Below are 22627 nucleotides of genomic sequence, written 5' to 3'. Positions count from 1 at the left end.
ACCATTTCTTTTTAGTAAATAATCCCTGTTCGCTGGTGTGTCTGTGTAAATGTCGTGGGGGAAGGATCAAAGTACTTTTCCGAATAGCTTGGCACAAATACATCATTTTGATTGATGTAACCTGACCCCCAAGTGGGATCCATGGTAAGCCACTCTCCATCTATTTTCACTTCTACCCAGGCATGACGGATTCCATCCGCATAGCCTTCCACAAATCGCGACTCCAGATCACTGGCTCGTAAGAGCGCCACCGCCAAGAACGCATAATCTTGGCATACTCCTTTCTTCTCTTCTAATGTTTTAAGGGCGCTATCGTCTAAAGAGAAGGTATCATTACGAAATTTGGGTACATCGTATCGAATGTTTTTCGCTACATAGTGATAGATGGCTTTCGCCTGCTCCTGCTCTCCATTCACATCTTTCGTCAACGATTGCGCTAATGAGAGGATTTGCTCATCTTGAGACTGCACCCCGCGTGAAGGATAAAGATTTTCCTTTCCTGAGGGCGCAGAGCTGACAACCGAAAACTGGGCTACCCCGAAGAAACGGAAGAAATCCCGATTTTCTGTCGTAACTTCGGGTACATTCACAGTAACTTTATACTCTCCAGGTCCAAATCGGAGCCAGAACGAACCCTTAAACTGATAATCCTTCACTGGGATGATATAGGAAGCCTCTCTATCATCTTTTTCTGTTTGCACAATCACCTGTTTGGTATCTGCAGCATAAGGGGCGTCTGAGTCAATCTTTCCTTCAATCTCAAATGTCTTACCCGCTTGCTCCCCGCTAATGCTTGGAGTAGTCAGCTGAACCCCTCGTTCTTGATAATGCTTATAGTACGTAATCGGAGTTAAAGGCTCACTCGATCCTTTTTTCGCTAGCAGCGAAAGGGCCTTATGATAATATCCCTCTTGTTCTTCACTCGGAACTAATAAACTAAGCTCATGAACACCCTGTTCAAACAACAAGGGTGCGGTCGTGGTAAACGCTCCATCTTGGATGGAAACGACTTTCTCCCACTTCTTTTCCCCCTGCTCGATCCGAACCAGTAATGAGGAGTCCTCTTCTTCAACGGGAACCGTCCCTTCTAGTTGAACCGTATGATCTGCTTCTATGTAACCTTGACTAGGTTCATTCAAGGTAACTTCTTTCTCTAACCCCACCGGGGTAAAAGCAATATCTCTTTGGATCGTTTCATTTACATTAATCACATCAAAACGGGCAATTTCGTGATACTCATCTTCTTTAGTCAAGCTGGGCAATCTTACCGTAACCTGATAGTTACCACTACCCGCAAACAAGTGGATGGTTTGTTTAAAAGCTCCCTTTTGTAAAGGAACATAGTATTCGAAAGGCTTCGCAATCTCGCTTGTGTCCCCTTCTTTCTCAACGGTAATCCAAGCGTAATCAGATTGAAACTCTTTATAGGAAGAAGCCGATCCAGACACGTTCAACTTTTCATTTACAGCAAATTTCTGATATTCAGGAGATGTTAATTGGGCTCCTACTTTATCGGCATAATCCAGCAGTTGGAGAGGTTCTAGATCTATATCATTATTCGTATCTTCTACCTTTTGTAATAGCGGGTCGGTTTGTATCGTCGTCCACATAGAGTTACAGCCACTTATCAGTAGCAATCCGATTACTACCGCCAGGAGGCTTCTTCCAGCTTTCCATCCTTCCATCCCTCTCCCCCCTCTTTTCCACTTTCATTATATGCTGAAGAAGGAATAAAAAAAAGAGATTGCCTTGGGGGCAATCTCCATCCAAGTAATATCGAGACCAAAACATCAACCGGTAAGTTGATTTGTTTTCATCTTACTACAGATTTGCTCTCCCGTGTTTTTAAAAGTTCGACCCCATTCGACATGAAATGACGCCCTGAGCAATGAAAAATGAATCATTTTCATCCTAAGTTTTAAAAATAGGCTTTTGGTGAAGGGACAATTTTCGCTGGATGCCTACAAGTGGGAAAGAAATGATAAAGCTCCCATCAGAAAAGTAGAAGAGCCTATTCCGTATAAAAAGCTTCCTCTTCTGTCCCTCTTCTATTTCCAAGTAAATATAATGATATATTATCCAATAAATTATTAAAGGTGGTTCAATACACCTACTAAATTAAATAGATTCACAAGCCGTTCCTCTTCGTTTTTTATTCATGATCAGAAAAATAAGAGGTATTGTGGGGCCATCTAAGATGATGGGTAGCTTTTTCTTAAGGGTTAGGTTATTATAAGTGATAATCATTATCAATAGGAGTGGCAATATGATTGATATCGAGATTAAAACTCTCTTACATACAGTAGGCAAAGAAATGGCACGTCTAGAGCATCCTAGCTTGAGTAACTTAACACCTAAACAATGCCGGTACTTTTATAAAAAAGGTTTACCCTTCTTTCAATCTGAAAAGATAGAAGTGGGTGAGGTAATCAATAGAACAATCGACAGTAACGGATACCCGCTTCCTATCCGAATATATAAGCCCATCCATGCTAACGAAATATTGCCTGTATTTGTATATTTTCATGGAGGCGGTTGGCTATTTGGGGATCTGGATAAAGATGATTCCTTTTGCCGAAAAGTCTCAAACGATTGCCGATGTATAGTCGTATCGGTCGATTACCGACTTGCACCTGAACATAAATTTCCCATTCCACTAAACGATGCGATAACAGCCACTCAATGGACCGTTGATCATATCCATTCCTATGGTGGAAATCCTTCTAAATTAGTTGTAGGTGGAGAGAGTTCTGGAGCTAATTTAGCAGCATGCACATGTATTTGGTTGAAGAAGGAAGGCCTCCCACAGCCACACGCCCAGCTATTAATTTGCCCAGTTTTAGATTGCAACTTTGAAACGGATTCTTATAATGCGGGATATGAGTACAATCTCACAAAGGAAAAAATGCAGTGGTTCTGGGGTCATTACTTAGAAGGAGATCACCAAATATCCAACGCATTAGCGTCACCGCTACAGATTGAAGATGCCAGAGAGCTTGCACAAGCAATCATAGTAACAGCAGAACTAGACCCGCTACGCGATGAAGGATACATGTATTCCGAAAAGTTAAGAGCAGCCGGTGTGAACACAAAATATAGATGCTATCCCTCTATGGTACACAGCTTTCCACACATGACCGCTTACTCAAACAAAGCTTCTCAAGGATTAGAAAGCATTCTTACAGATTTAAGAAGTTTTATTGAAAGCGAAAAACAACACACCATGTCATAAGATCATCTAATATAAGACATCTAGGAATAACACTTTTTCCTAGATGTCTTAAAAGCACTCGATATCTACAGGAGATAACATTAGAATGACTTCATTAAGGTAACTATCAGATAACACCCCTATACGTATGGATTACAAAGTTCTTGATACGCTCTCATATTTTCAATCTCTTTCTGGGTATCAATCCCTCTATAACAAATAGACAGCTTAAAATAGACAGATTGATACTCCTCCTTATTGCGAAAACGATTTGAAATTTTCATTGCTTGTTCATAATAAGAGATTGCTTGTACTGGTTGATTGGTTTGATAAAATAAATCACCCATTGAGATTAGAAGGCGAACATAGACTTCTCTTTGATAACCTTTACTCTCACAAAATTGCTTTCCTTCTTCATAAATTTCCTTTGCCTTTTTAATTTCCCCTTTTTTGAATAGCAACGTACCAAGCCCGAGATATGCACGAACAGGGATGGCGAGAAGCTTATCCTCCAATATTGGAGAGAAATCAATCACTGAACGATAGGCATCTTCCGCTAAGAAATACTCACCACTTTGAGTAAAGATATCACCCATCAGAACACCGATATTGGAATACTCTTCGAAATTGCTACATTTCAAGGCATAGGCAATCCCTCTTTTCGCCCATAAGATAGCCATATCATAATGTTTTCTTCGAAAGTCTGAAGCAGCTTTTAATTCATAGGCACCAGCCTTTATTCTATCGATCATAGAGTCAATATTGGCCATCAAATAGTCGATAAGATCATCAGCTTCTTTATATTGATTTAACTCATTCAAATAGGAGGCTTTATTATGTAAAACTTTCCAATATAAAGTCCGTCGCTGTTTCGGGGGTTCACCTTCTTCTGGGTCTGACAAATCATAATGATAGAGAGCTTCTTCTATTTCTTCCAGTGCTCCCTCGATATCCTCAGAAAAATACAGGAGAACGCTTAAGAAATTATAAGATGAGCTACTGATATTTAGATAACTATAGTCAGGATACTTTTTAGATTCATTAATCGCTTGAGTAAACTCACTTTCCGCTCTTTTATACTTCCCTCGATAGAAATAATAGACTCCCTTTAGATAATGATAATAAGCGATATAGCCACTATTCTTATCAAATTCTATTTTTTCAAGGTAGTCAAGGCTTTTCAAGTCGATGCCTCGCATATGTTCCGTTTCCATTCTGAATTCAACCGATCCAAAAAAGTGTTCAATTTGAGTCCGCTCTTGTTCACTCATCTTTTTATATATACCTAATTCATCTAAATTGCACCCTAAACATTCCGCGTACTGTTTCACATATCGAATATATTCATCATCACTTCTACCCACTTTAATCCTTCGCTCTATGCGACTTAAAGTTGAACGATTGATTCCACTTAATTCTTGTGCTTCACTAAGGGAAATTCCTCGTTGATTCCTTGTTTTCAAAAGGAGCGTAGCGATTTTTTCCCGTGCGGTTAAATGGATGCTTATCATTAAAACACCTCCAATTTAAGCAAACTTTCGATTTAATATCAGGACAAAACTGATTTCCTTTTGCGCCTAGTTTCCGTTCTAATGACGAGACCAGAATGATTTCGCAATCCTATATACCATATTTTTCCCTCAAGAACAAGGTAGACACAAAATCGTCACAGTGTAAGATATGAGATACAATCTATCTCATATCTTACACTGTGAGACTAACAACTGCTACTTTTATTTGCATTAGAGTTGGTATCCATCAAACACCTCAACCATACCTGTCTCACATCTCGACTTTCGACGTTTTGCGACTTTTTAAGCGAAGATTTTTTGGTTGAATCCAATAATGTTCCTAGACTATATTAATATATAAATCCAGCTATCATGTTTAGCAATAGGAGATCGTTGTGAAGGTCCATCCTATATATAATTATAAGATCCAATAAATAGGATGAATATGCAACGATATACCTCTATTATACGTTTTGGTACAATGAGGCTGAGACGGCATGTTTTATCGCTGTAAAGGGGGAGATCAACATCGGCTTAGGCAATAATCTTCGACGTAGACGAAAAGAGCTCCATATGACACAAGCAGAACTTGCAGAGGGAATTATCTCCGTTCCTTATTTAAGTTTAATTGAGAATGAACGGGTCAATCCTCCCGACGATGTCATTAGCCCCATAGCCGAGCGAATCCAGATGTCGATTCATGAGCTTCATGGAATTACCAATGAAGAGACCATAGAAAAAGCACTTTCCCTCATAGAGAAAGTCCGCTTTTCCATGTTTAACGAACGGCATGAGCAATGCCATCAATATTTCCAAGAATTACAATCACTTATTCCCATCATTCGTGATGAAAAACTCTTAATGAAGATGGATCTCCTCGAGATTAATATAATGGATCAACAGCTAAAAGCAGAACAAGCTCTAGATCTCCTGCAAAAATTCGAGGTTAAATGGGATAATTTTCAATCATATCCAGATATTTTAGTATCTTATTTACGAATGAAAGGCAATATCGAAATTTGCCAAGGCAATTTCTCAAAAGCGGTAACATGCTACCGTGAAGCCCTGCCTTATTTTCCACAAATGACAGACGAATTGGAGAAGGGGTACCTCTACAGTAACTTAGCTTGTAGTTACTTACTTCTATCTAAGCCACAAATGGGCGCGATTTTCTCTTACAAAGCGATGTCCTTACTCTCTAAAATGGATCGTTGGCCTGAACTCAGTGTGGTTTATCACATCATCGGTTGCTGTTATAGCCATATGGGAGAATATGATGAGGCGCAACAATACTTCCAACGAATGCTAAAGATGTCACAGCAGATGTCTGTCGTCTCACCACTCTTTACAGCACGTGCCTATCATGAGATCGGTACTACCCATCATCGGCTGGAGCAGTACGAGGAAGCGCTTCGCTATTTTCATCTTGCACTAGAAACCGCAGACACTGACTTGTTGCCCTACTGGGAAGTAGCCAAAATTTATGAGTCCTTCACTAAAACCTATCTCAAGCTGGGGCAATTAGAGAAAGCGCAACATTACATTGATAAAGCCCTCCACTTATTGACCGACCATAACATTGCCTTAGCAGAAAGTCGGATCCAACAAGGGCAGTTGCATTATGCAAAAGGAGATTTCGATTCCTTTGAACGTGTTTATCGGCAGGCCATTGAAGTGTTTATCGAGCATGAGAATGATAGTAAAGTTGCTCGTGTTGCCCATGCATTAGGGCTCTATTATCACAATCAAAGAGATGTCGAAAAAAGCTCTTACTGGTCACGTTTAGCTAATGAATACTATGGAAAATTAGTACCCGTAGCAGAATTCGATCATATTTTACCTACGCATATTGAGAAGTCCCCTACTTAATCAATAAAACGGCATGAAGAAAGGAATCATGCCGTCTTATTACTCTTTTAACATCTTCAATAAACCCTCTTCATTTACTACCTCCACACCCAACTCCTTGGCCTTTTCCAATTTGGAGCCTGCTTTATCACCAGCAATCACGTAATCCGTTTTACTACTGACGCTACCGGTTACTTTGCCTCCCAGTGCTTCGATTTGCTCCTTCGCTTCCTTTCGGCTCAGAGATTCCATCGTCCCTGTCAACACGACCGTCTTCCCTGTAAATGGACTGTCGACATCTCTTTGTTCCGCAATCGTGGAACCTTTATAGATGAAGTTAACACCCACTGCCCGCAAACGCTCAACTAATTCGTCCACTTCTGGTTTCGCAAAGTAGGTAACCAGGCTGTCCGCCATGCGAGGTCCTATCCCATCTATGGCTTCCAACTCGTCACCACTGGCTTGACGCAAACGATCCAAATCGCCAAAGTGCTGTGACAGCAACTTGGCCGCCTTAGCCCCAACAAAGCGAATACCCAGTCCAAAAAGAAGACGTTCGACTGAGTTCTGTTTGCTCGCATCGATGGCGGTCAGGAGATTTTCTACTGATTTTTGCCCCATCCGCTCCAAAGGTAACAACTCTTCTGCTGTAAGCGTGTACAAATCAGCGACCGAACGGACTAACTCTGCATCGAAAAGCTGGTATACCACCTTTTCTCCCAATCCGTCGATGTTCATCGCCCCGCGTGAGACAAAGTGGATGATTCCCTCTCGTGTTTGTGCCGGACAAGCCGGGTTCATACACCGCAGGGCTACTTCTTCATCCAAATGCTCCAAATGGCTCTCACAAGCAGGACAGTGAGTAGGCATGTGAAAATCACGCTCTTCACCTGTCCGCCTTTCCGGTAAGACGCTCACCACTTCCGGAATAATATCTCCTGCTTTTTTCACCTTAATATGATCCCCGATGAGCAGGCCCTTCTCCCGAATAATATCTTCATTATGAAGCGATGCTCTACTCACAGTGGTTCCTGCTAATTGGACGGGGTCCATGATCGCAGTCGGCGTGATAGCTCCCGTACGCCCCACTTTGATTTCAATATCACGTAGAACCGTCACCGCTTCTTCTGCCGGAAATTTATATGCGATAGCCCAGCGTGGACTTTTGGCTGTTGTGCCTAACTCATTGTAATAACGACGCTCATTCACTTTAATGACAATACCATCGATATCATAGCCGAGCTCTGTCCGTCTACGCTCTTGCTCCTCGATAAAGTGAAGAACATCCTCTATCTGACGTACTGTCCTCCGTTCTGGATTCACCTTGAAACCTAGTTCTTCTAACCAATCGAGGTAGGCTGCGTGCGTAGGCGGTGTTTCTTCCCGCACCAGACCCGTCCCGTATAAAAAGAGATCAAGTGAGCGCGCAGCCGCCAACTTAGGGTCTAGTTGACGCAAGGAGCCGGCTGCAGCGTTACGAGGATTGGCAAAGGGAGCTTCTCCCTTTGCTTCTTTTTCCTCATTCAGACGTGTAAATGCCTCGCGGGGCATAAATGCCTCGCCTCGTACTTCCAAGGTAACCGGTTTTCTTAATTGTAAAGGGAGGGAGCGAATCGTCTTTAAGTTTTGTGTGATGTCTTCCCCAATTTGCCCGTCCCCGCGGGTCGCTCCACGTACAAACCGTCCTTCTTCATAGAGAAGAGATACAGCTAGTCCATCCACTTTCAGCTCACATACATACTCCAGCTCATCGGTACCCACCAAACGCTTAACACGCTCATCAAAATCGCGTAGTTCTTGTTCATCAAATGCATTCCCTAGGCTGAGCATCGGTACTTCATGTTGGACTTTCTCAAAATGAGGAAGAGGTTCCCCACCCACGCGCTGCGTCGGGGATGCCTCTGTTTGCAGGTCAGGAAACTGTTCTTCTAACTCACGCAACTCTTTCATCAGTTGATCGTACTCCGCATCCGTGATCTGCGGTTGATCTTTCACATGATAAAAATAGTTGTGATCCTCAATCACCTGGTGTAACTCTTCTACTCTCTTCTTTGCCTCTGCCCGCTCCACACGCACCTTCTCCTTTGTGTTAACGATTCATCTTCTCAATGGGAGCATACCGTGCTAAGAGTCGCTTTACACCCACAGGAGCAGGGAAAGCGATATTGAGCTCTACTTCTCCCCCATCGGGCTGTACTTTGACCACGGTTCCTTCCCCCCATTTTTTGTGACTTACTTTGTCACCGACGGACCAGTCCACCCCTTCATTGGGTACTGGTCGAGTAGGGGCTTGCCTACGCGCCGATTTCCGAGAAGTTCCCTTCCCTGAGTCGGAAGCCTTCGCTTTTCCCAATCGCTCGATGAGCGTATCCGGAATTTCACTAAGAAAGCGCGACGGAAGGTTAGACTGGGTTTGTCCAAAGAGCATACGCGAATCTGCTCGAGTAAGGTAGAGCTTTTGTTCCGCACGGGTAATGCCAACATAAGCAAGGCGCCGTTCTTCTTCCATCTCCTCTTCTTCCTCCAACGAACGCACATGAGGGAAGATTTTCTCTTCCATCCCAGCGAGGAAAACATAAGGAAACTCTAGCCCCTTGGCACTATGCAAGGTCATCAAGGTAACGCTTTCTTCCTTCTCTTCTTCCTCCAACGAATCCACGTCTGCTACCAACGCCAATTCCGTTAAGAAACCAATCAATGATTTGTCTTCATTTTTTTGTTCGTATTCCTGCCCTACAGATAGAAACTCGTCTAAGTTCTCCAAGCGGCCGGCCGCTTCGATCGTGCCTTCCTTTTTCAATTCTTCCCGATAACCTGAGCGGGCTAACACTTCTTCAATCAATTCGACTGCAGATAAGTATTCTGCCATTGCGTGTAATTCACGGATTAGACGAGCGAATGTTTGTATTGATGTAACAAAACGCGCACTTAAGCCGATCTCATCTACCCGCTCCAAAGCCTTAAAGTACGATATACCCTCTTGCTGAGCAAAATTGGCCACCTTGTCCATCGTCCCTTGACCAATTCCACGGCGGGGCACATTGATGACGCGGTTTAAGCTAATGTCGTCATCGGGATTGACGATTAGGCGCAAATACGCTAATAAATCTTTGATCTCTTTTCGCTCATAGAACTTAATGCCCCCTACCACTTGATAGGGAATATTAGACTTGACCAAAACTTCCTCAATCACACGAGACTGGGCATTGGTACGGTAAAGAACGGCAAATTGTCGTGAAGAGGCTCCCTCACGCTGCGCAGTCACAATCGTATCTGCAATAAAGTAGGCTTCCTCATGCTCGTTGCCTGCTTCATAAAGGACAATAGGCTTTCCTTCTTGGTTATCCGTCCACAGTTGCTTCGGCTTTCGCGCGCTATTATGGCTAATCACATGATTGGCCGCTTCTAAAATACGCTTTGTCGAACGATAATTTTGCTCCAGCTTAATCACGGTCGCATCAGGATAGTCACGTTCAAAGTTTAAAATATTGCTAATGTCTGCACCCCGAAAGCGATAAATAGACTGGTCAGAATCACCCACAACGCAAATATTTCGGTGATGAGCGGCTAAAAGTTTAACCAGTGTATACTGTACATGGTTCGTATCCTGATACTCATCCACATGGATGTATTGAAATTTCTTTTGGTAATAATCGAGCACTTCGGGTACCTGCTGAAACAAGCGAACCGTTTCTACTAACAAGTCATCAAAGTCAAGCGATTGGTTGGAACGAAGCGTCTGTTGATACGATTCATAGACGTTTGCTGTGATTTCATCCAGGTAGCTCTCGGCCCGTTCACGTAGATCTTGAGGTGTATTTAGTTCATTCTTCGCTTTGCTGACCTGGGCTAGTAGTTTACGTGGTTCATATTTTTTCGGATCAAGGTCAAGGGACTTCAACACTTGTTTCATCACCGTGCGTTGATCAGTCGTGTCCAAGATGGTAAAGTTGCGCGAATAACCGATGCGATCAATGTCACGGCGCAACATCCGCACACACATCGCATGAAAGGTAGATATCCAGATCTCTTCTGCTTCCGCTCCCACCAAGTTTCCGATCCGTTCGCGCATCTCACGTGCCGCTTTATTGGTAAACGTGATGGCAAGAATATTCCACGGAAGGATTCGCTTTTCCGCTAGGAGGTAAGCTACGCGATGAGTCAGCACACGTGTCTTGCCGCTCCCCGCACCTGCCACGATGGAAAGGGGTCCTTCCGTTGAGATCACAGCTTCTTTTTGCATGGGATTAAGTCCCGTAATTAAGGTTTGTGCGTCAATCATAAAAAAGTGCATCTCCTTATCTTTTAAACGAGAGATGCCACTCGCCTCCTTTCAATTGGTCAATCCGATTGGGCTCGCAAATGATGGAGAAGAGATTGTAGTTTCCCTTTCGCACTGGTCTTCTCTTCTTTCACCCATTTGACTGTCTTCACTGCTTGTTCCACATTTCGATAAATCAAATTTCCAACAACCACCGTATCCGCTACTCGTGCCATTGTACGTGCTTGCTCTTCTGTCTCGATGCCACCGCCATAAAATAGACGGGTGGAGTTCAATCCTTTATCCGCCGCTTCTACCATTGCTTCTCCACCATACATCCCACTGTATTCCACATAACAGATAGGGAGCTGAAAAAGCTTGTCTGCCATACGCGCATAGGCCGTCACGCTAGCCGTATCTAATGAGGTATTGCTTTCCGTCAACTTTGCCACCTTCGCCTGCGGATTTAAGATGATGTAGCCTTCGACCGCTAACATCTCCCACGGGATCCATTGCCCCACTTTTTTCATCACTTCAAAATGGGCTCCTTTAATCCAATAAGGGTTATCGGTGTTAAGAACCATAGGAATGAGGTAGCCATCAAAACCAAGTACAATCGCATCTTTCGTCGAAACCTCTAGTACACATTCTATTGAATAGTTACGCAATCGGTCTAACAAGCGGTTCGTATTCTCGTAAGTAACGCCATCTGTCCCCCCAACAATAATCGCATCCGTCCCCGAATGACAGATCCACTCTAAGGCCTTATCAGATAGTCGGCGGTTGGGGTCTAGCTTAAACACATGGCGCCATCCCTTCATTCTTTCTCTTAGCATGCCTAAGCCACTCCCTATCTTCATTCACTCAAGGTTCATTATACAATACGAGGGAGTGGGGAAAAAGGAAGAGGAGGCTTTATCCTCAGGCGGGTCATGAAATCGTCTTCCTATCAATCTTTTTGACCAAAAGAGAATCTAGGATACCCCACTCGCCAGAGCGGAAGGTGGTCACCTCCTTTTACTCAGCCGACAGAGCCAGCCCCACACACGCTTGTGCTGTTTCCATCAAGCGTCGATCCCCACGGTCGTATCCATACACAAACAAAGCCAGCGAGGAGAAAATTGCTTTAAACTGCGCCATCTGTTTGGTTGCTCGCTCAACCTCTCCATAGTGGGCAAAAAATCTCTCTCTTTCCGCTACTGGTAAGTAGGTATATACCAAGGAAAGATCAATAGAAGGGTGACCGATGTGTACATCTCCCCAATCAATCATCCCTGTCAAACGTTGCTCACTATCCACCAGAATGTTACGAATGTGCAGGTCTCCATGCACCAAAGCCAGCTGATCCGATAGGGAAATGGGCTGGATCGATCGGATATACACGTGCAACTTACGGTAATGTTGCTGAAGATCACTTTGCTCCATTACATCGAGGTAGTCTTGTAATATGGGTAAGCGCTTCGCTATATTCATCCGCTCCAGAGTGTCCTTCCCCACCCCACACTTCTTTGCTTGATCCAATGGAAAGTCATGAAGGGTTCGTAAAAACCGTGCCAATATAGCTGTCGATGCCCTTCTCCCCTCCTTCACTACTGGTCCCGGAATCTCTCCAGGAACCGTTCCATAACCGAGAAATGGCCAGCGGTACTTTGCTGTCGGCTTTCCATAATAAAACGGACGTGGGATAGGCAAGGGCAGAAGATCGACCAACTCGGGTAGAATCTTGCCTTCTGTCTCCAGCAATTGGACAGCCATTTGGCGACGTGGAAAGCGAAAAACAAGCTGATTGTTGACAAGATAAACCGTATTATCATACCCTTCTCCTAAACTTGTCAGTGTAAGAGGAAGGAGCTGAGGAAACTGCGCACCGATTAACTGCTTCGCTTCCTCTTCCCCTACTTCATGCTCGGGTAGCCAAACCTTCTCCATCTGAATCTCCCCTATTCTGTGAGTATCGCCCATTATACACGAAGACAGAAGCAAAAACCGCCCTCCACTTACGGAAGACGGTCCTCGAGATTTTATCTCACCAAGGGAGTACTGATCCATCTTGGTGATTATCGTATCGAACTTTTCAACTCTCGAAAGAGGCTTGACCGATCGATCTCCCCACTTGCGGAAGTTTACTAGGCCTAAATAAGATGAATAGGATCGCCAGAATGATGATAAACCCTGGAATCCCGATCGTCGCCATCTATATCCTCCTTCTCTCTCTAAATCGTAATAAAAATAGCGGTTACGAGCATAATCAATATCCCCGTCACCAAACCAGAAACACCCGCCGGTGAGAAGAAACCCTCTTTTCGTTCGGAACGAATCATTTTGAATATCTCAACCACTACTTGAAAAATAGCACCAGAACCAATAGCCAAGAAGACCAGAGACCAAACTTGTGAGTAAAGAAAACCACCGATCCATGTACCAAGTATCGCAGGCGCACCACCTAAGAGACCTAGCAAAAACAAATGTCCTAGTAGACGCGCTCGTCTCATCTTTTCACGAGCAATGGGGGCTACAATAGCCAGCCCTTCTGTAATATTATGCAAGGTGAAGCCCATGATCAAAAAGGCACCCATCGCTACTTCTCCCAGGGTGAAAGCAGCCCCGATCGCCAACCCTTCACCTAGATTGTGAATTCCTATGCCAAAGGCGACTAGGTAAGAGACCATCAAAGCCTGCGAATGTCCGCCCTTTTGTAGTTGACGAGATTGCGCATAATCTCCTACGCTCATTAATAAGAGAAATGTCCCCAATCCTGCCAGCAAGAGTAGACCCACACCTTGGTACGCATCAGGTACTTCCATCGCTAACTCCCATGCCTCTACCAACGAATCCAACCCGAGAAAGAGTAACAGACCAGCTGTAATCGCCAGTATAAAGGTATACGCACTCCCTTTTAATTGGGAGACAAACGGCTTCCACAAAAGGCCCAGCAACACAGGGATCACGCCGACAAAAAGGCCAATCAAGGCAAACAATAGGAAACTTTCTCCATTTGGTTTAGGTGCTTCCATCGCTACCGGAACCTCATCAGAAAACTTCGTTCCTGCTTCCGTTAATACGGTCACTTCATAGGGCTCTCCATATACCCAGTGAAAAGGAACCGTAATTTCGGCCTCATCCAAACGAGAGAGTGCTGCTTTCGGCTCAACATTTGCTTCCCATATAGCCCCATTAATCACCACGTGGGTAATGGTAACCGGATCGGCACCTGTATTGGTTACTTTCGCTTTAATGCTTCCTTCTTCCATCCAAACACGATCAAAGGTAATCTCTTCTTGTGGAATATCTGTGGGCTGGAAGACGCGATCTATACCGGAAAAAAGCCCAATCAAAACGGCAACGAGTAATATAACAGGTAACAGACCATAGAACCACTTTTTATAGATACTCATATTGTCCTCCTATTCCTGAACATCAAAGAAGCCCATCCAACCCAACTCAGAGAATTCACTCTGATGAGCATGGAACATAAACTTCCCAGGATACTTGAATGACATCTCCAAAACACTCCGCTCTCCTTGACACAACATCACCGTATCAGTGAACTCGTAATGTTCCAAAGAGGTTCCCGTCCGAAAGAGTTTAAACATATTCCCATGAATATGAAAAGAGTTAATTAGATCGAACTCGGTCACATTTACTAAGTAAATGCGTATTTTCTCACCTAGTTTCACTTTAATCGGTCGATCCATGTAGGCATTAGCAAACCCATTCACCGTATAAAATTCATTTTCTTCATCAAAATCCGTATCAAAAGCGTTCATCACCATAACCATCTCATTTGCTTCTTCACGTGGATCTTTCGGATCGATGATAAAGGCCCCGTACATCCCTTTTTCCATGTGTTTTTTCAACGGCATGACATGGCAATGGTAGAGGTGGCATCCAAAAGGTTCGGCTGTAAATTCATAGGTAAAGCTTTTTCCTGGTTCTACAATCTCAAACACGCCATCCATATTAGCTGGGTGAATACCATGAAAATGGATCGTGTGCGGATGTGAAGAAGAGTTTTGAAAGGTGATGCGAAGAAGATCTCCTTCTGTTGCTCGCAGGGTTGGACCAGGGACCTGTCCATTGTATGTCCATGCAGGATAGAAGACACCGGGAGCAATCTCAATTTCCTTCTCTATCGCAGTAATTGTATATTTTCGCAAAGTGCGTCCATTAGCTAGTTTCTCTATCTTTCCATAATCAAAGTTTTTGAGGATGTGATGCGCGTTATCCAACGACTTTTTCGAAGCCTTTTTCGTCATCGTCCCAGCATCAACCCCGGACATTTCGCTCATTCCATGCTCAGCATTGGCTGTCGTTTGTTCCTCTCGCAAAAGCCCTGGCATAAGGATCGCTCCCACGGTCCCCATCATCCCACCAATGCTTGCCTTTAGAAACTTACGACGGGACCAACGTTTCTTAATCGAAGTAGATGTTATTTGGTTTTTGCTCAATTTATTCCCCTCCTCCAATGGGTTAAAATAAAAGTAAATAATTGCACTGAGGCAAAAAGATTATCTTAATCTAAATATATTTCCTTCGTACCATTCTATTCGTTCCATAGGTATCTGTAAATACAAAAGGGCAAAATCAGAATGGCTTCACCTCTCAAAATAAAAATAACCGTCTTCTTTTGAAGAAGACGGCTCTCTTATTGGTTAGACTCACGATGAAGAAAACGAAAAAGGCTGTGCACATCTATGATGACCAGTCCTCTTCCCCTCATGATTACTCTTTGTTCTTCAGCGCATCTAATGCCAGTTGATACCCTTCCGTTCCATAATGTAAGCATCTCTTCACACGTGAAATCGTTGCCGTGCTCGCACCTGTTTCCGCTTCTATCTGGTTATACGTATACCCTTCTCGTAGCATCCGTGCCACTTCTAATCGCTGTGCAAGCGATTTCATTTCTCCCACTGTACAAAGGTCATCAAAAAATTGATAACACTGCTCCATATCTTCTAAGTTAAGAATGGCTTGAAATAGTTGTTCAATCTCTTTTTTATTTAATTTATTTAGTTGCATCTACTTTTGCTCTCCCTCCGCAACACTTTCACCCTTTACTGTATACAATTCAACAAGGCCCTGTCAAAGACCTTCTCTCATTTAACCTCCTATTCTTTTACTTTCGTACTAGCGAATAATGAAAGCGCCCCTTTCATACAAATTATATAAATTCTCAATCACCGATCAACAGCCATCGTCTATAATGATAGAGAATCGACAGGTTTCAAGGAGGAAACCACTTTGCGGATCGCCTTGTTTACCGATACGTTTGTGCCACAAATTAATGGTGTCTCTTTAACGTTGAAGCGGTTGGTCGCGCATTTAGCCAAACGTAATCTCCCTCATCAGGTATTTGTCCCTGAACATCGTGGGGAGGAAATGAAGGACCCCGCCACCATCTATCGTTATGCTAGCCTACCGTTCCTTCTCTATCCAGAATGTCGCCTTGCTCTGCCCAATTACTTTTCCATTCGCGAGTCCCTTCAGTCCTTTGCACCCGATATAATTCATGTTGCCACCCCCTTTAACATCGGATTATGTGGACACTATTACGGACGCAAAGAAGGCGTACCCTTGGTTGCTTCCTACCATACCAATTTTGATAAGTATCTGGCATACTACCACTTAACCTTCTTATCTTCTTGGAGTTGGCGTTACCTACGCTGGTTCCATCAACCTTGTCACAAGACCTTTGTCCCAACCGAACAGACTCAGACCACCTTAAGACAACAAGGGATTTCTAACGTGTCACTCTGGAAACGTGGGGTGGATGCAGACTTGTTTCACCCGAGCAAAAAATACAGCCATTTTCGTGAACGGTATCAGATTGATCAACCCTACCTCTTTCTCTATGTGGGTCGGATGGCACCGGAAAAGGATATCCATCTCATTCCTGAAATGATGAAATCCCTTCCTACACACGTACGCGAACGGGCTCACTGGGTCTTCGTCGGTGAAGGTCCTCTTCTTGCAGACTATCGCTCCTCTTTTCCCTATTCAGCAACTTTTACAGGCTACTTACAAGGAGAAGAGCTAGCAGAAGCTTACGCTAGTGCGGACTTGTTCATCTTCCCTTCCAGTACAGAAACCTTTGGTAACGTTGTCTTGGAAGCGATGTCTAGTGGGACACCTGTCATCGGAGCCCAAGCAGGTGGGGTGCAAGAAGTCATCAACCATGGAAATACGGGTTGGCTCTGCCCTGCCAATGATTCCTCCAGCTTCGCACAAGCGATTGTCCACATCTTACAGGATGACCATCTGCGCCTCTCTCTTATCCAACAAGGGAGACAATACGCCTTAAGTCAATCTTGGGACACCATTTTTGATCGCCTCTTGGCAGAGTATGAACAAGTGATTACGCGCCAATCCATTCAGAGCGCCTAACGACAAGGGAAAGGGGAATATACAGATGATTACAAAAGCGATCATTCCCGCCGCTGGCTTGGGTACCCGTTTTTTACCCGCTACAAAGTCGTTACCGAAGGAAATGTTGCCGATTATCAATAAACCCACCATCCAATATATTGTAGAAGAGGCGGTTGCATCGGGGATCACAGATATTCTCATCATCACTGGACGGAGCAAGCGAGCGATTGAGGATCATTTTGATAAGGCCTACGAGTTGGAACACATCCTCGAGCAACGGAAGCAGCGTGAACGTTTAGAAGGAGTAAAAGACATCTCTCATCCCGCTCGCATCCATTACATTCGTCAAAAAGAACCAAGAGGATTAGGAGATGCCGTCCTCCAAGCACGTACATTTGTCGGCTCCGAACCATTCGCCCTCTTATTAGGCGATGATATCGTGGAAACCAAAACCGATCAATCCCCCTGCCTCCAACAACTAATAGAGCAATATGAGCGCTTCCGTCGCCCCATCATAGGCGTGCAAACTGTCGCTGAAGAGGAAAAAAGCAGATATGGAGTGATCTTTTCCTCTGGAAAAGAGACCATCTCCGCCGGAGAGACCCTTCCCATTCAAGATGTGATTGAAAAACCATCCCCTGAACAAACCGTCTCACGAATAGCTATTATGGGGCGTTACATTTTGGAACCTTCCATTATGGAAACATTGGCAAGTATCTCTCCCGGTCATGGCGGGGAGTTTCAACTTACAGATGCCATCAAAGCACAAATTCCTTATCAGCCCACTCTCGCCTATGGATTTCATGGAACCCGACACGACGTTGGACATCCGCTCGGCTATTTGAGCGTCAATCTACTATACGCGTTAAAACACCCGCACTACGGACCGTTGCTACGAGAGGTAATACATAAGGTTGACCGCCAACTGCTCCAGTCTACAACGAAGGAGTGATTTCTCATGAAGATTGCTATCATCGGAACGGGCTATGTGGGACTTGTTACCGGCACTTGTCTGTCTGCCCTTGGACATGATGTCTCCTGTATCGACCGCTCTCATCAGCGTATTCAGAGCTTACAACAAGGAGTCATCCCTTTTCACGAACCCCATTTGGACACGCCATTGCAACAAGGACTCGCTCAAAAAAGGTTACACTTTACTCACGACCATAAAACAACCATTGCAACAGCGGAAGCCATTTTCATCGCTGTCGGAACTCCTGCACTTCCTGATGGGCGTGCCGATCTCTCACAAATAGAAGAAGTGGTGGATACCTTAGCCCACATAAAATTAACGAATCAAGTGGTCATCATCAAGAGCACGGTCCCTATTGGCACTGCGGATCAGATTCAGGAGAGATTAGATAGAAACGGTAGCCTATGCGAGGTGGTCTCCAATCCAGAGTTTTTACGTCAAGGGAATGCGGTCTATGACTTCTTTCATCCTGACCGTGTCATCTTAGGTGTTCGTTCGCTTAAAGCAGAATCCTTCATGAGAACCATCTATGAACCCCTGCAAGCACCCATATATGCAAGTGATCGCAGAAGTGCAGAGTTGATCAAATATGCTTCTAATTCCTACTTAGCCACGAAGATCTCCTTCATTAATATGATGGCTTCGATGTGTGAAGAGGTAGGAGGAAACATCGAAGCAGTGGCTACTGGAATGGGGGCCGATCCCCGTATAGGAGATCAATTTTTACGAGCTGGTATTGGGTATGGAGGATCCTGCTTTCCCAAAGATACACAAGCCCTCCTCGCCATGGGAAAAGAAGCGGGGGTTCAACTTCCTTTATTGGAGGCGACAGAAGCGATCAATGAAGCACAGAAGCTATGGGCCCTCCGCAAGCTTCTACAAGAATGGGGCTCCCTTGATGGAAAAAAGATTGCCTTGCTCGGACTTAGCTTTAAACCTGAGACAGATGATATCCGTTCTTCTCCTTCACTAACAATCAGCCAAGCCTGCTTAGCTCAAGGTGCGACCGTAAGTGCTTACGATCCTGTCGCCAAACAATTTCCTGTTGCTGGTGTTAAGATTTTTCCTACTCCCTATGAAGCGATACAAGGATGCGATGCTCTCATCATTCTAACCGAGTGGAAGCATTTTCTCTCACTAAACTGGGGCAAAATAACCTCCCTTTTAAAAGCTCCACTCATTTTGGATGGACGAAATCTTCTCTCTCTCGCTGAGGTAGAAGAGATCGCAACAAAACATCCGCTTCGTTACTTTTCTGTCGGTCGACCCAATATTGTAAATAAAAGCTTAATAGAAAAAACGTAATCACTTCTTATAAAGACGGATTTGAAGCCAGACCTCGCTTCACCCATGCCGAAGCATCAGGGAATCAGGTGGTGATTTGTCTCCACTCATTAAAAAATCACACTAGCGATTACCCCATCGAGATACGAAAAGGCCACCCCTCTGTTACCAATATTTTTCCTCTCTCCTCCGGTGTAATACCAACACCCGGTGAAACACTAGGAATAGCACTGGAGAAAGGAGAGAGGGAGCATGCAAAAAAATGTAGGCAATTGGGATGCCCTCATTCGTATCACCTTAGGATTCATGGGAATTGCTTGGAGTACGTCACAATTGGTTCTTCGTCCTCATCACAGTACTCCCCTTCTTATTGCGATGATGTCTGGAATGAAAATTGCAGAGGGGATTGTTCGCGTCTGTCCTCTCCTCTACATGATGGGACAAAGCACAGTAGGACAGTCCCTCCAACCGGAAGGATGTCAAGACGGAAACAACAGAAGCAAAAATGAACCTACCTCGAAGCAGAAAGAAATTCCTCTCCCATGATAACGTGGCTACTGCAGACGGATCCGTTGGATACGAACAATGCGTTTACAGAAGCCTTGAACGACTATGGTTATGTTTTCTTGTCGGTTATTGGCTCTGCGATTGTCATCGCCTTTGTCGTCGCTCATATGCGAAAAAAAGCGAAATAGCCTGGTTCTAAATATCCTCCCCTTGCATATTCTGTGTATGGATGAAATTGGGGGAGGAATTGTTTTGTTTATCAAAAACTGCCTTACATCGTATGACAAGATTCAACCGATCACCGCTAGCTGTACCTTACGCCAAACGGTCGATCACCTACGCAAGATGAAATTGGATACCATTCCCGTCATCAGCGAATCTCGATTCTTCATGGGGATTACGGGTTATTCCTATATTCTAAAAGCCCTTCTTGATGATGATCAGATGGAAGTCAAAACGGAGAAGTGGGAACAACCTGTTACCACTGCACTCCATACAATTGACCCCTTAAATATACATGACGATTTCGAAGACACTCTTCCCTACTGCACTCGCTATCCTTTTGTTCCTGTAGTACAGGAAGATGGAGAAACATTTGCGGGTATAGTGAAAATTGGTGATATTGAAAAGGCTCTTTCTTCAACCTATGGACAGGAAGTAGAAGGAATTCGTTTCTTACTGGGTGTCTTCATGGATATGCCTCACCAGCTGGAACAAATTATCTCGGCAGTCAAACCTTTCGATGTCAACATCATCTCTATCGCCTCCTTTGATGCAGGAGATTCTACCATTCGCCGTGTCCTCCTCAAAATCGAACCATTCCGAGACGTACGGGCCATTGAACAAGCACTAGAAAAAAGAGGCTTTCGTGTGCTAAATATTAAGCATCAATAATCTCCATAATCCGTACCTGCTTACGGTACCTATCTGAGTCATATCGCTCCCCCATTTGGTGATAAGGGGGGACTTTTTCTATGGACTCCATTTAGTGAAACTTGAATTCATTAAATGGAAAAACTGCCGTTGAAGATAAAAATAAAAGCTCCCTAAGAGTTGTTAGAAGATGGGCGAGCGGTTTCTCTTTAAGAGGCTCTGAGCCGTGGATCATGGATCGAAAAAAATACCACCGCCAATCAACCACACTCCGGGAGAACCTGGAGCGTGGTTGATGGCTACTTTAATCCGGTGTGGCGTGGTAACAACTATGGCGATTTACTATTTAAAACTACCTCACCGTTATAGAGATAGAGTTCAACAGCAAGTTTACCCGTACGTCTATTTATAGATTGCTATAACAACAGGGGTTTTCTCTTCCACTGTAGTATATTAAACTTAGAGAGAGACAAGAAGGGAGTGAAGCGTAGATGTTTATTAAAAATTGTTTATCTCCTCAAGATTCAATAGAAACCCTTACCCCATCTACCAGCATTCGTGACACCATCACTACTTTGCAAAAGCTAGGGCTAGAGTCCATCCCCGTAGTGGATGAACATGGGACTTTTCTTGGCATTACAGGCTATTCATACATCTTTAAAGAGATGTGCGATGAGTCCCTCTCATGGGATGAAGAGGTCTTCAATCGACCTACCCTCATTCATAAGATGGACCCTCTGCTTATCACCGATGATTTCGAAGATACGTTGCCTTTGATCGTACGTTATCCCTTCGTTCCCATCGTCGACGAAGATGGATACACCTTTTTAGGGATTGTTAAAATTAGCAACATTGAGCAAGCACTCATTTCCACCTATGGAAATGATGTTTCGGGTACTCGCTTCCTACTGGGTGTACTAAACGATGTTCCACATGTATTGGAGCATGTGTTGGAAGCCGTCAAACCAACTGACACCAATATCATCTCCATCGCTACTTTTGATGCTGGCAGTGATAATGCCCGCCGCATTCTCTTGAAAGTTGAATCCAACAGTAATATCGAAGAGATTCAACAAAACCTAGAACAAAGCGGATTCCGCATTCTCGGTATCAAAAACAAATAGAGAAGAGTAAGTAAGCCGCCTCAGACACAGGCGGCTTTTCTATAACCTCTAAAGAGAGCTCAAGGAATCCTTCTGCGTGACATTGCTTGCAACCGTCACGCAGAAGGATTCCTTGTGGCCCTCCACCACGTTGCGAAAAACCTGGTACTCCCACACTTTGTCTTCTTTCACCCAGGTGCGTGCATAGACCACGTATGTTTTTCTTTAAAATCCATTATGTTAGACTAACAAAGTCCCTAAATGAATTTATCCTATCTAGAAGGGGATCAAGCCTAGACATCGAAGTGAAACATAGAAGAAAATCAGCGCGTGCCAAATCGGCTTTCTCATGATAGAATAAGAGAAACAGAACATACGATCGTTTACCCAGGAGGTTGAAAACATGTTAAGCCAAAGCGAAAAAGAAACGGTCATTCAATTTGATGAAGCAAACCAACAAGCGAAAGTCTACACGGCCAGTTGGAACATGGCCCGTTCCTTAAAACGTGCAGGCTATCACCCTGTAAAAAAAACCAAAGGAGCATGGTGGTTCGAGATTCCTGTGCACGCGGTGCGCATTGAAGGAAGCAAAGAATCCATCTCCATCAGCTAAACCCTCGGTGTAAGACACCGAGGGTTTTTTATGACTGAAAGCGATAGATGAGTTCTTTCGCTATACATTATCTTATT

Annotated in this window: 20 protein-coding genes; 10 read left to right on the top strand and 10 right to left on the bottom strand. The window is 44.1% G+C overall.

The window, feature by feature from the left end:
- Positions 1 to 11 precede the first annotated feature (11 nt).
- Complete coding sequence (locus AC6RGY_RS10485) at positions 12 to 1685, bottom strand: transglutaminase domain-containing protein (RefSeq protein WP_499862736.1); 1674 nt, start codon at positions 1683 to 1685, stop codon at positions 12 to 14.
- A gap of 581 nt (positions 1686 to 2266) precedes the next feature.
- Between AC6RGY_RS10485 and AC6RGY_RS10480 the strand changes: the two genes are divergently transcribed.
- A complete protein-coding gene (locus AC6RGY_RS10480; RefSeq protein WP_499862734.1) occupies positions 2267 to 3232 on the top strand; it encodes an alpha/beta hydrolase in 966 nt (321 codons plus the stop codon).
- A gap of 119 nt (positions 3233 to 3351) precedes the next feature.
- Here the strand turns inward: AC6RGY_RS10480 and AC6RGY_RS10475 are convergent, their stop codons facing one another.
- Positions 3352 to 4722, bottom strand: coding sequence for a tetratricopeptide repeat protein (locus tag AC6RGY_RS10475; protein WP_499862732.1), 1371 nt, complete (start codon positions 4720 to 4722; stop codon positions 3352 to 3354).
- 453 nt (positions 4723 to 5175) lie between these two features.
- Here AC6RGY_RS10475 and AC6RGY_RS10470 point away from each other — a divergent pair, with 453 nt between their 5' ends.
- Positions 5176 to 6591 (top strand): tetratricopeptide repeat protein, encoded by a 1416-nt coding sequence (locus AC6RGY_RS10470; RefSeq protein WP_499863118.1) that lies wholly within the window; start codon positions 5176 to 5178, stop codon positions 6589 to 6591.
- 39 nt (positions 6592 to 6630) lie between these two features.
- On the opposite strand, the gene ligA is transcribed toward AC6RGY_RS10470, so the two are convergent.
- The 8 genes from ligA to AC6RGY_RS10430 form a co-directional block, all read right to left on the bottom strand.
- Positions 6631 to 8640 (bottom strand): NAD-dependent DNA ligase LigA, encoded by a 2010-nt coding sequence (gene ligA / locus AC6RGY_RS10465; protein ID WP_499862731.1) that lies wholly within the window; start codon positions 8638 to 8640, stop codon positions 6631 to 6633.
- A gap of 19 nt (positions 8641 to 8659) precedes the next feature.
- Positions 8660 to 10852, bottom strand: a complete 2193-nt coding sequence (gene pcrA, locus AC6RGY_RS10460; RefSeq protein WP_499862729.1) for a DNA helicase PcrA — start codon at positions 10850 to 10852, stop codon at positions 8660 to 8662.
- A 59-nt stretch (positions 10853 to 10911) separates the two neighbouring features.
- On the bottom strand, positions 10912 to 11667 hold the full coding sequence (pcrB, locus tag AC6RGY_RS10455) for a heptaprenylglyceryl phosphate synthase (RefSeq protein ID WP_499862727.1): 756 nt from the start codon (positions 11665 to 11667) through the stop codon (positions 10912 to 10914).
- Positions 11668 to 11848: 181 nt separating this feature from the next.
- A complete protein-coding gene (locus AC6RGY_RS10450; RefSeq protein ID WP_499862725.1) occupies positions 11849 to 12760 on the bottom strand; it encodes a phosphotransferase in 912 nt (303 codons plus the stop codon).
- Between the two features lie 145 nt (positions 12761 to 12905).
- Positions 12906 to 13025 (bottom strand): twin-arginine translocase TatA/TatE family subunit, encoded by a 120-nt coding sequence (locus AC6RGY_RS10445; protein ID WP_499862723.1) that lies wholly within the window; start codon positions 13023 to 13025, stop codon positions 12906 to 12908.
- 19 nt (positions 13026 to 13044) lie between these two features.
- Entirely contained in the window at positions 13045 to 14226 is a 1182-nt protein-coding gene (locus AC6RGY_RS10440; protein WP_499862721.1) for a ZIP family metal transporter, read from the bottom strand.
- 9 nt (positions 14227 to 14235) lie between these two features.
- Positions 14236 to 15279 (bottom strand): multicopper oxidase domain-containing protein, encoded by a 1044-nt coding sequence (locus AC6RGY_RS10435; protein ID WP_499862719.1) that lies wholly within the window; start codon positions 15277 to 15279, stop codon positions 14236 to 14238.
- 274 nt (positions 15280 to 15553) lie between these two features.
- Complete coding sequence (locus AC6RGY_RS10430) at positions 15554 to 15850, bottom strand: YerC/YecD family TrpR-related protein (RefSeq protein WP_499862717.1); 297 nt, start codon at positions 15848 to 15850, stop codon at positions 15554 to 15556.
- Positions 15851 to 16072: 222 nt separating this feature from the next.
- Here AC6RGY_RS10430 and AC6RGY_RS10425 point away from each other — a divergent pair, with 222 nt between their 5' ends.
- From AC6RGY_RS10425 to AC6RGY_RS10390, 8 genes are all read left to right on the top strand, one after another.
- The gene (locus AC6RGY_RS10425) at positions 16073 to 17215 is read left to right on the top strand and encodes a glycosyltransferase family 4 protein (RefSeq protein ID WP_499862715.1); all 1143 of its coding nucleotides are present in this window, start codon (positions 16073 to 16075) and stop codon (positions 17213 to 17215) included.
- 25 nt (positions 17216 to 17240) lie between these two features.
- Positions 17241 to 18149 (top strand): UTP--glucose-1-phosphate uridylyltransferase GalU, encoded by a 909-nt coding sequence (gene galU, locus AC6RGY_RS10420; RefSeq protein ID WP_499862713.1) that lies wholly within the window; start codon positions 17241 to 17243, stop codon positions 18147 to 18149.
- 6 nt (positions 18150 to 18155) lie between these two features.
- Positions 18156 to 19475 (top strand): UDP-glucose dehydrogenase family protein, encoded by a 1320-nt coding sequence (locus AC6RGY_RS10415; RefSeq protein ID WP_499862711.1) that lies wholly within the window; start codon positions 18156 to 18158, stop codon positions 19473 to 19475.
- A 231-nt stretch (positions 19476 to 19706) separates the two neighbouring features.
- The gene (locus AC6RGY_RS10410) at positions 19707 to 20000 is read left to right on the top strand and encodes a YgaP family membrane protein (RefSeq protein ID WP_499862709.1); all 294 of its coding nucleotides are present in this window, start codon (positions 19707 to 19709) and stop codon (positions 19998 to 20000) included.
- The gene (locus AC6RGY_RS10405; protein ID WP_499862707.1) at positions 19997 to 20149 is read left to right on the top strand and encodes an EYxxD motif small membrane protein; all 153 of its coding nucleotides are present in this window, start codon (positions 19997 to 19999) and stop codon (positions 20147 to 20149) included. The genes AC6RGY_RS10410 and AC6RGY_RS10405 overlap by 4 nt, the downstream gene beginning before the upstream one ends.
- 64 nt (positions 20150 to 20213) lie before the next feature.
- On the top strand, positions 20214 to 20855 hold the full coding sequence (locus AC6RGY_RS10400) for a hypothetical protein (RefSeq protein ID WP_499862705.1): 642 nt from the start codon (positions 20214 to 20216) through the stop codon (positions 20853 to 20855).
- 470 nt (positions 20856 to 21325) lie between these two features.
- The gene (locus tag AC6RGY_RS10395) at positions 21326 to 21958 is read left to right on the top strand and encodes a CBS domain-containing protein (protein ID WP_499862703.1); all 633 of its coding nucleotides are present in this window, start codon (positions 21326 to 21328) and stop codon (positions 21956 to 21958) included.
- Between the two features lie 382 nt (positions 21959 to 22340).
- Positions 22341 to 22550 (top strand): hypothetical protein, encoded by a 210-nt coding sequence (locus tag AC6RGY_RS10390; RefSeq protein WP_499862701.1) that lies wholly within the window; start codon positions 22341 to 22343, stop codon positions 22548 to 22550.
- Positions 22551 to 22627: the final 77 nt, after the last annotated feature.

It is taken from the genome of Mechercharimyces mesophilus, assembly GCF_059818345.1.
Note: the sequence above shows the minus strand (reverse complement) of the source record. Positions and strands in the feature narration are given on the sequence as shown.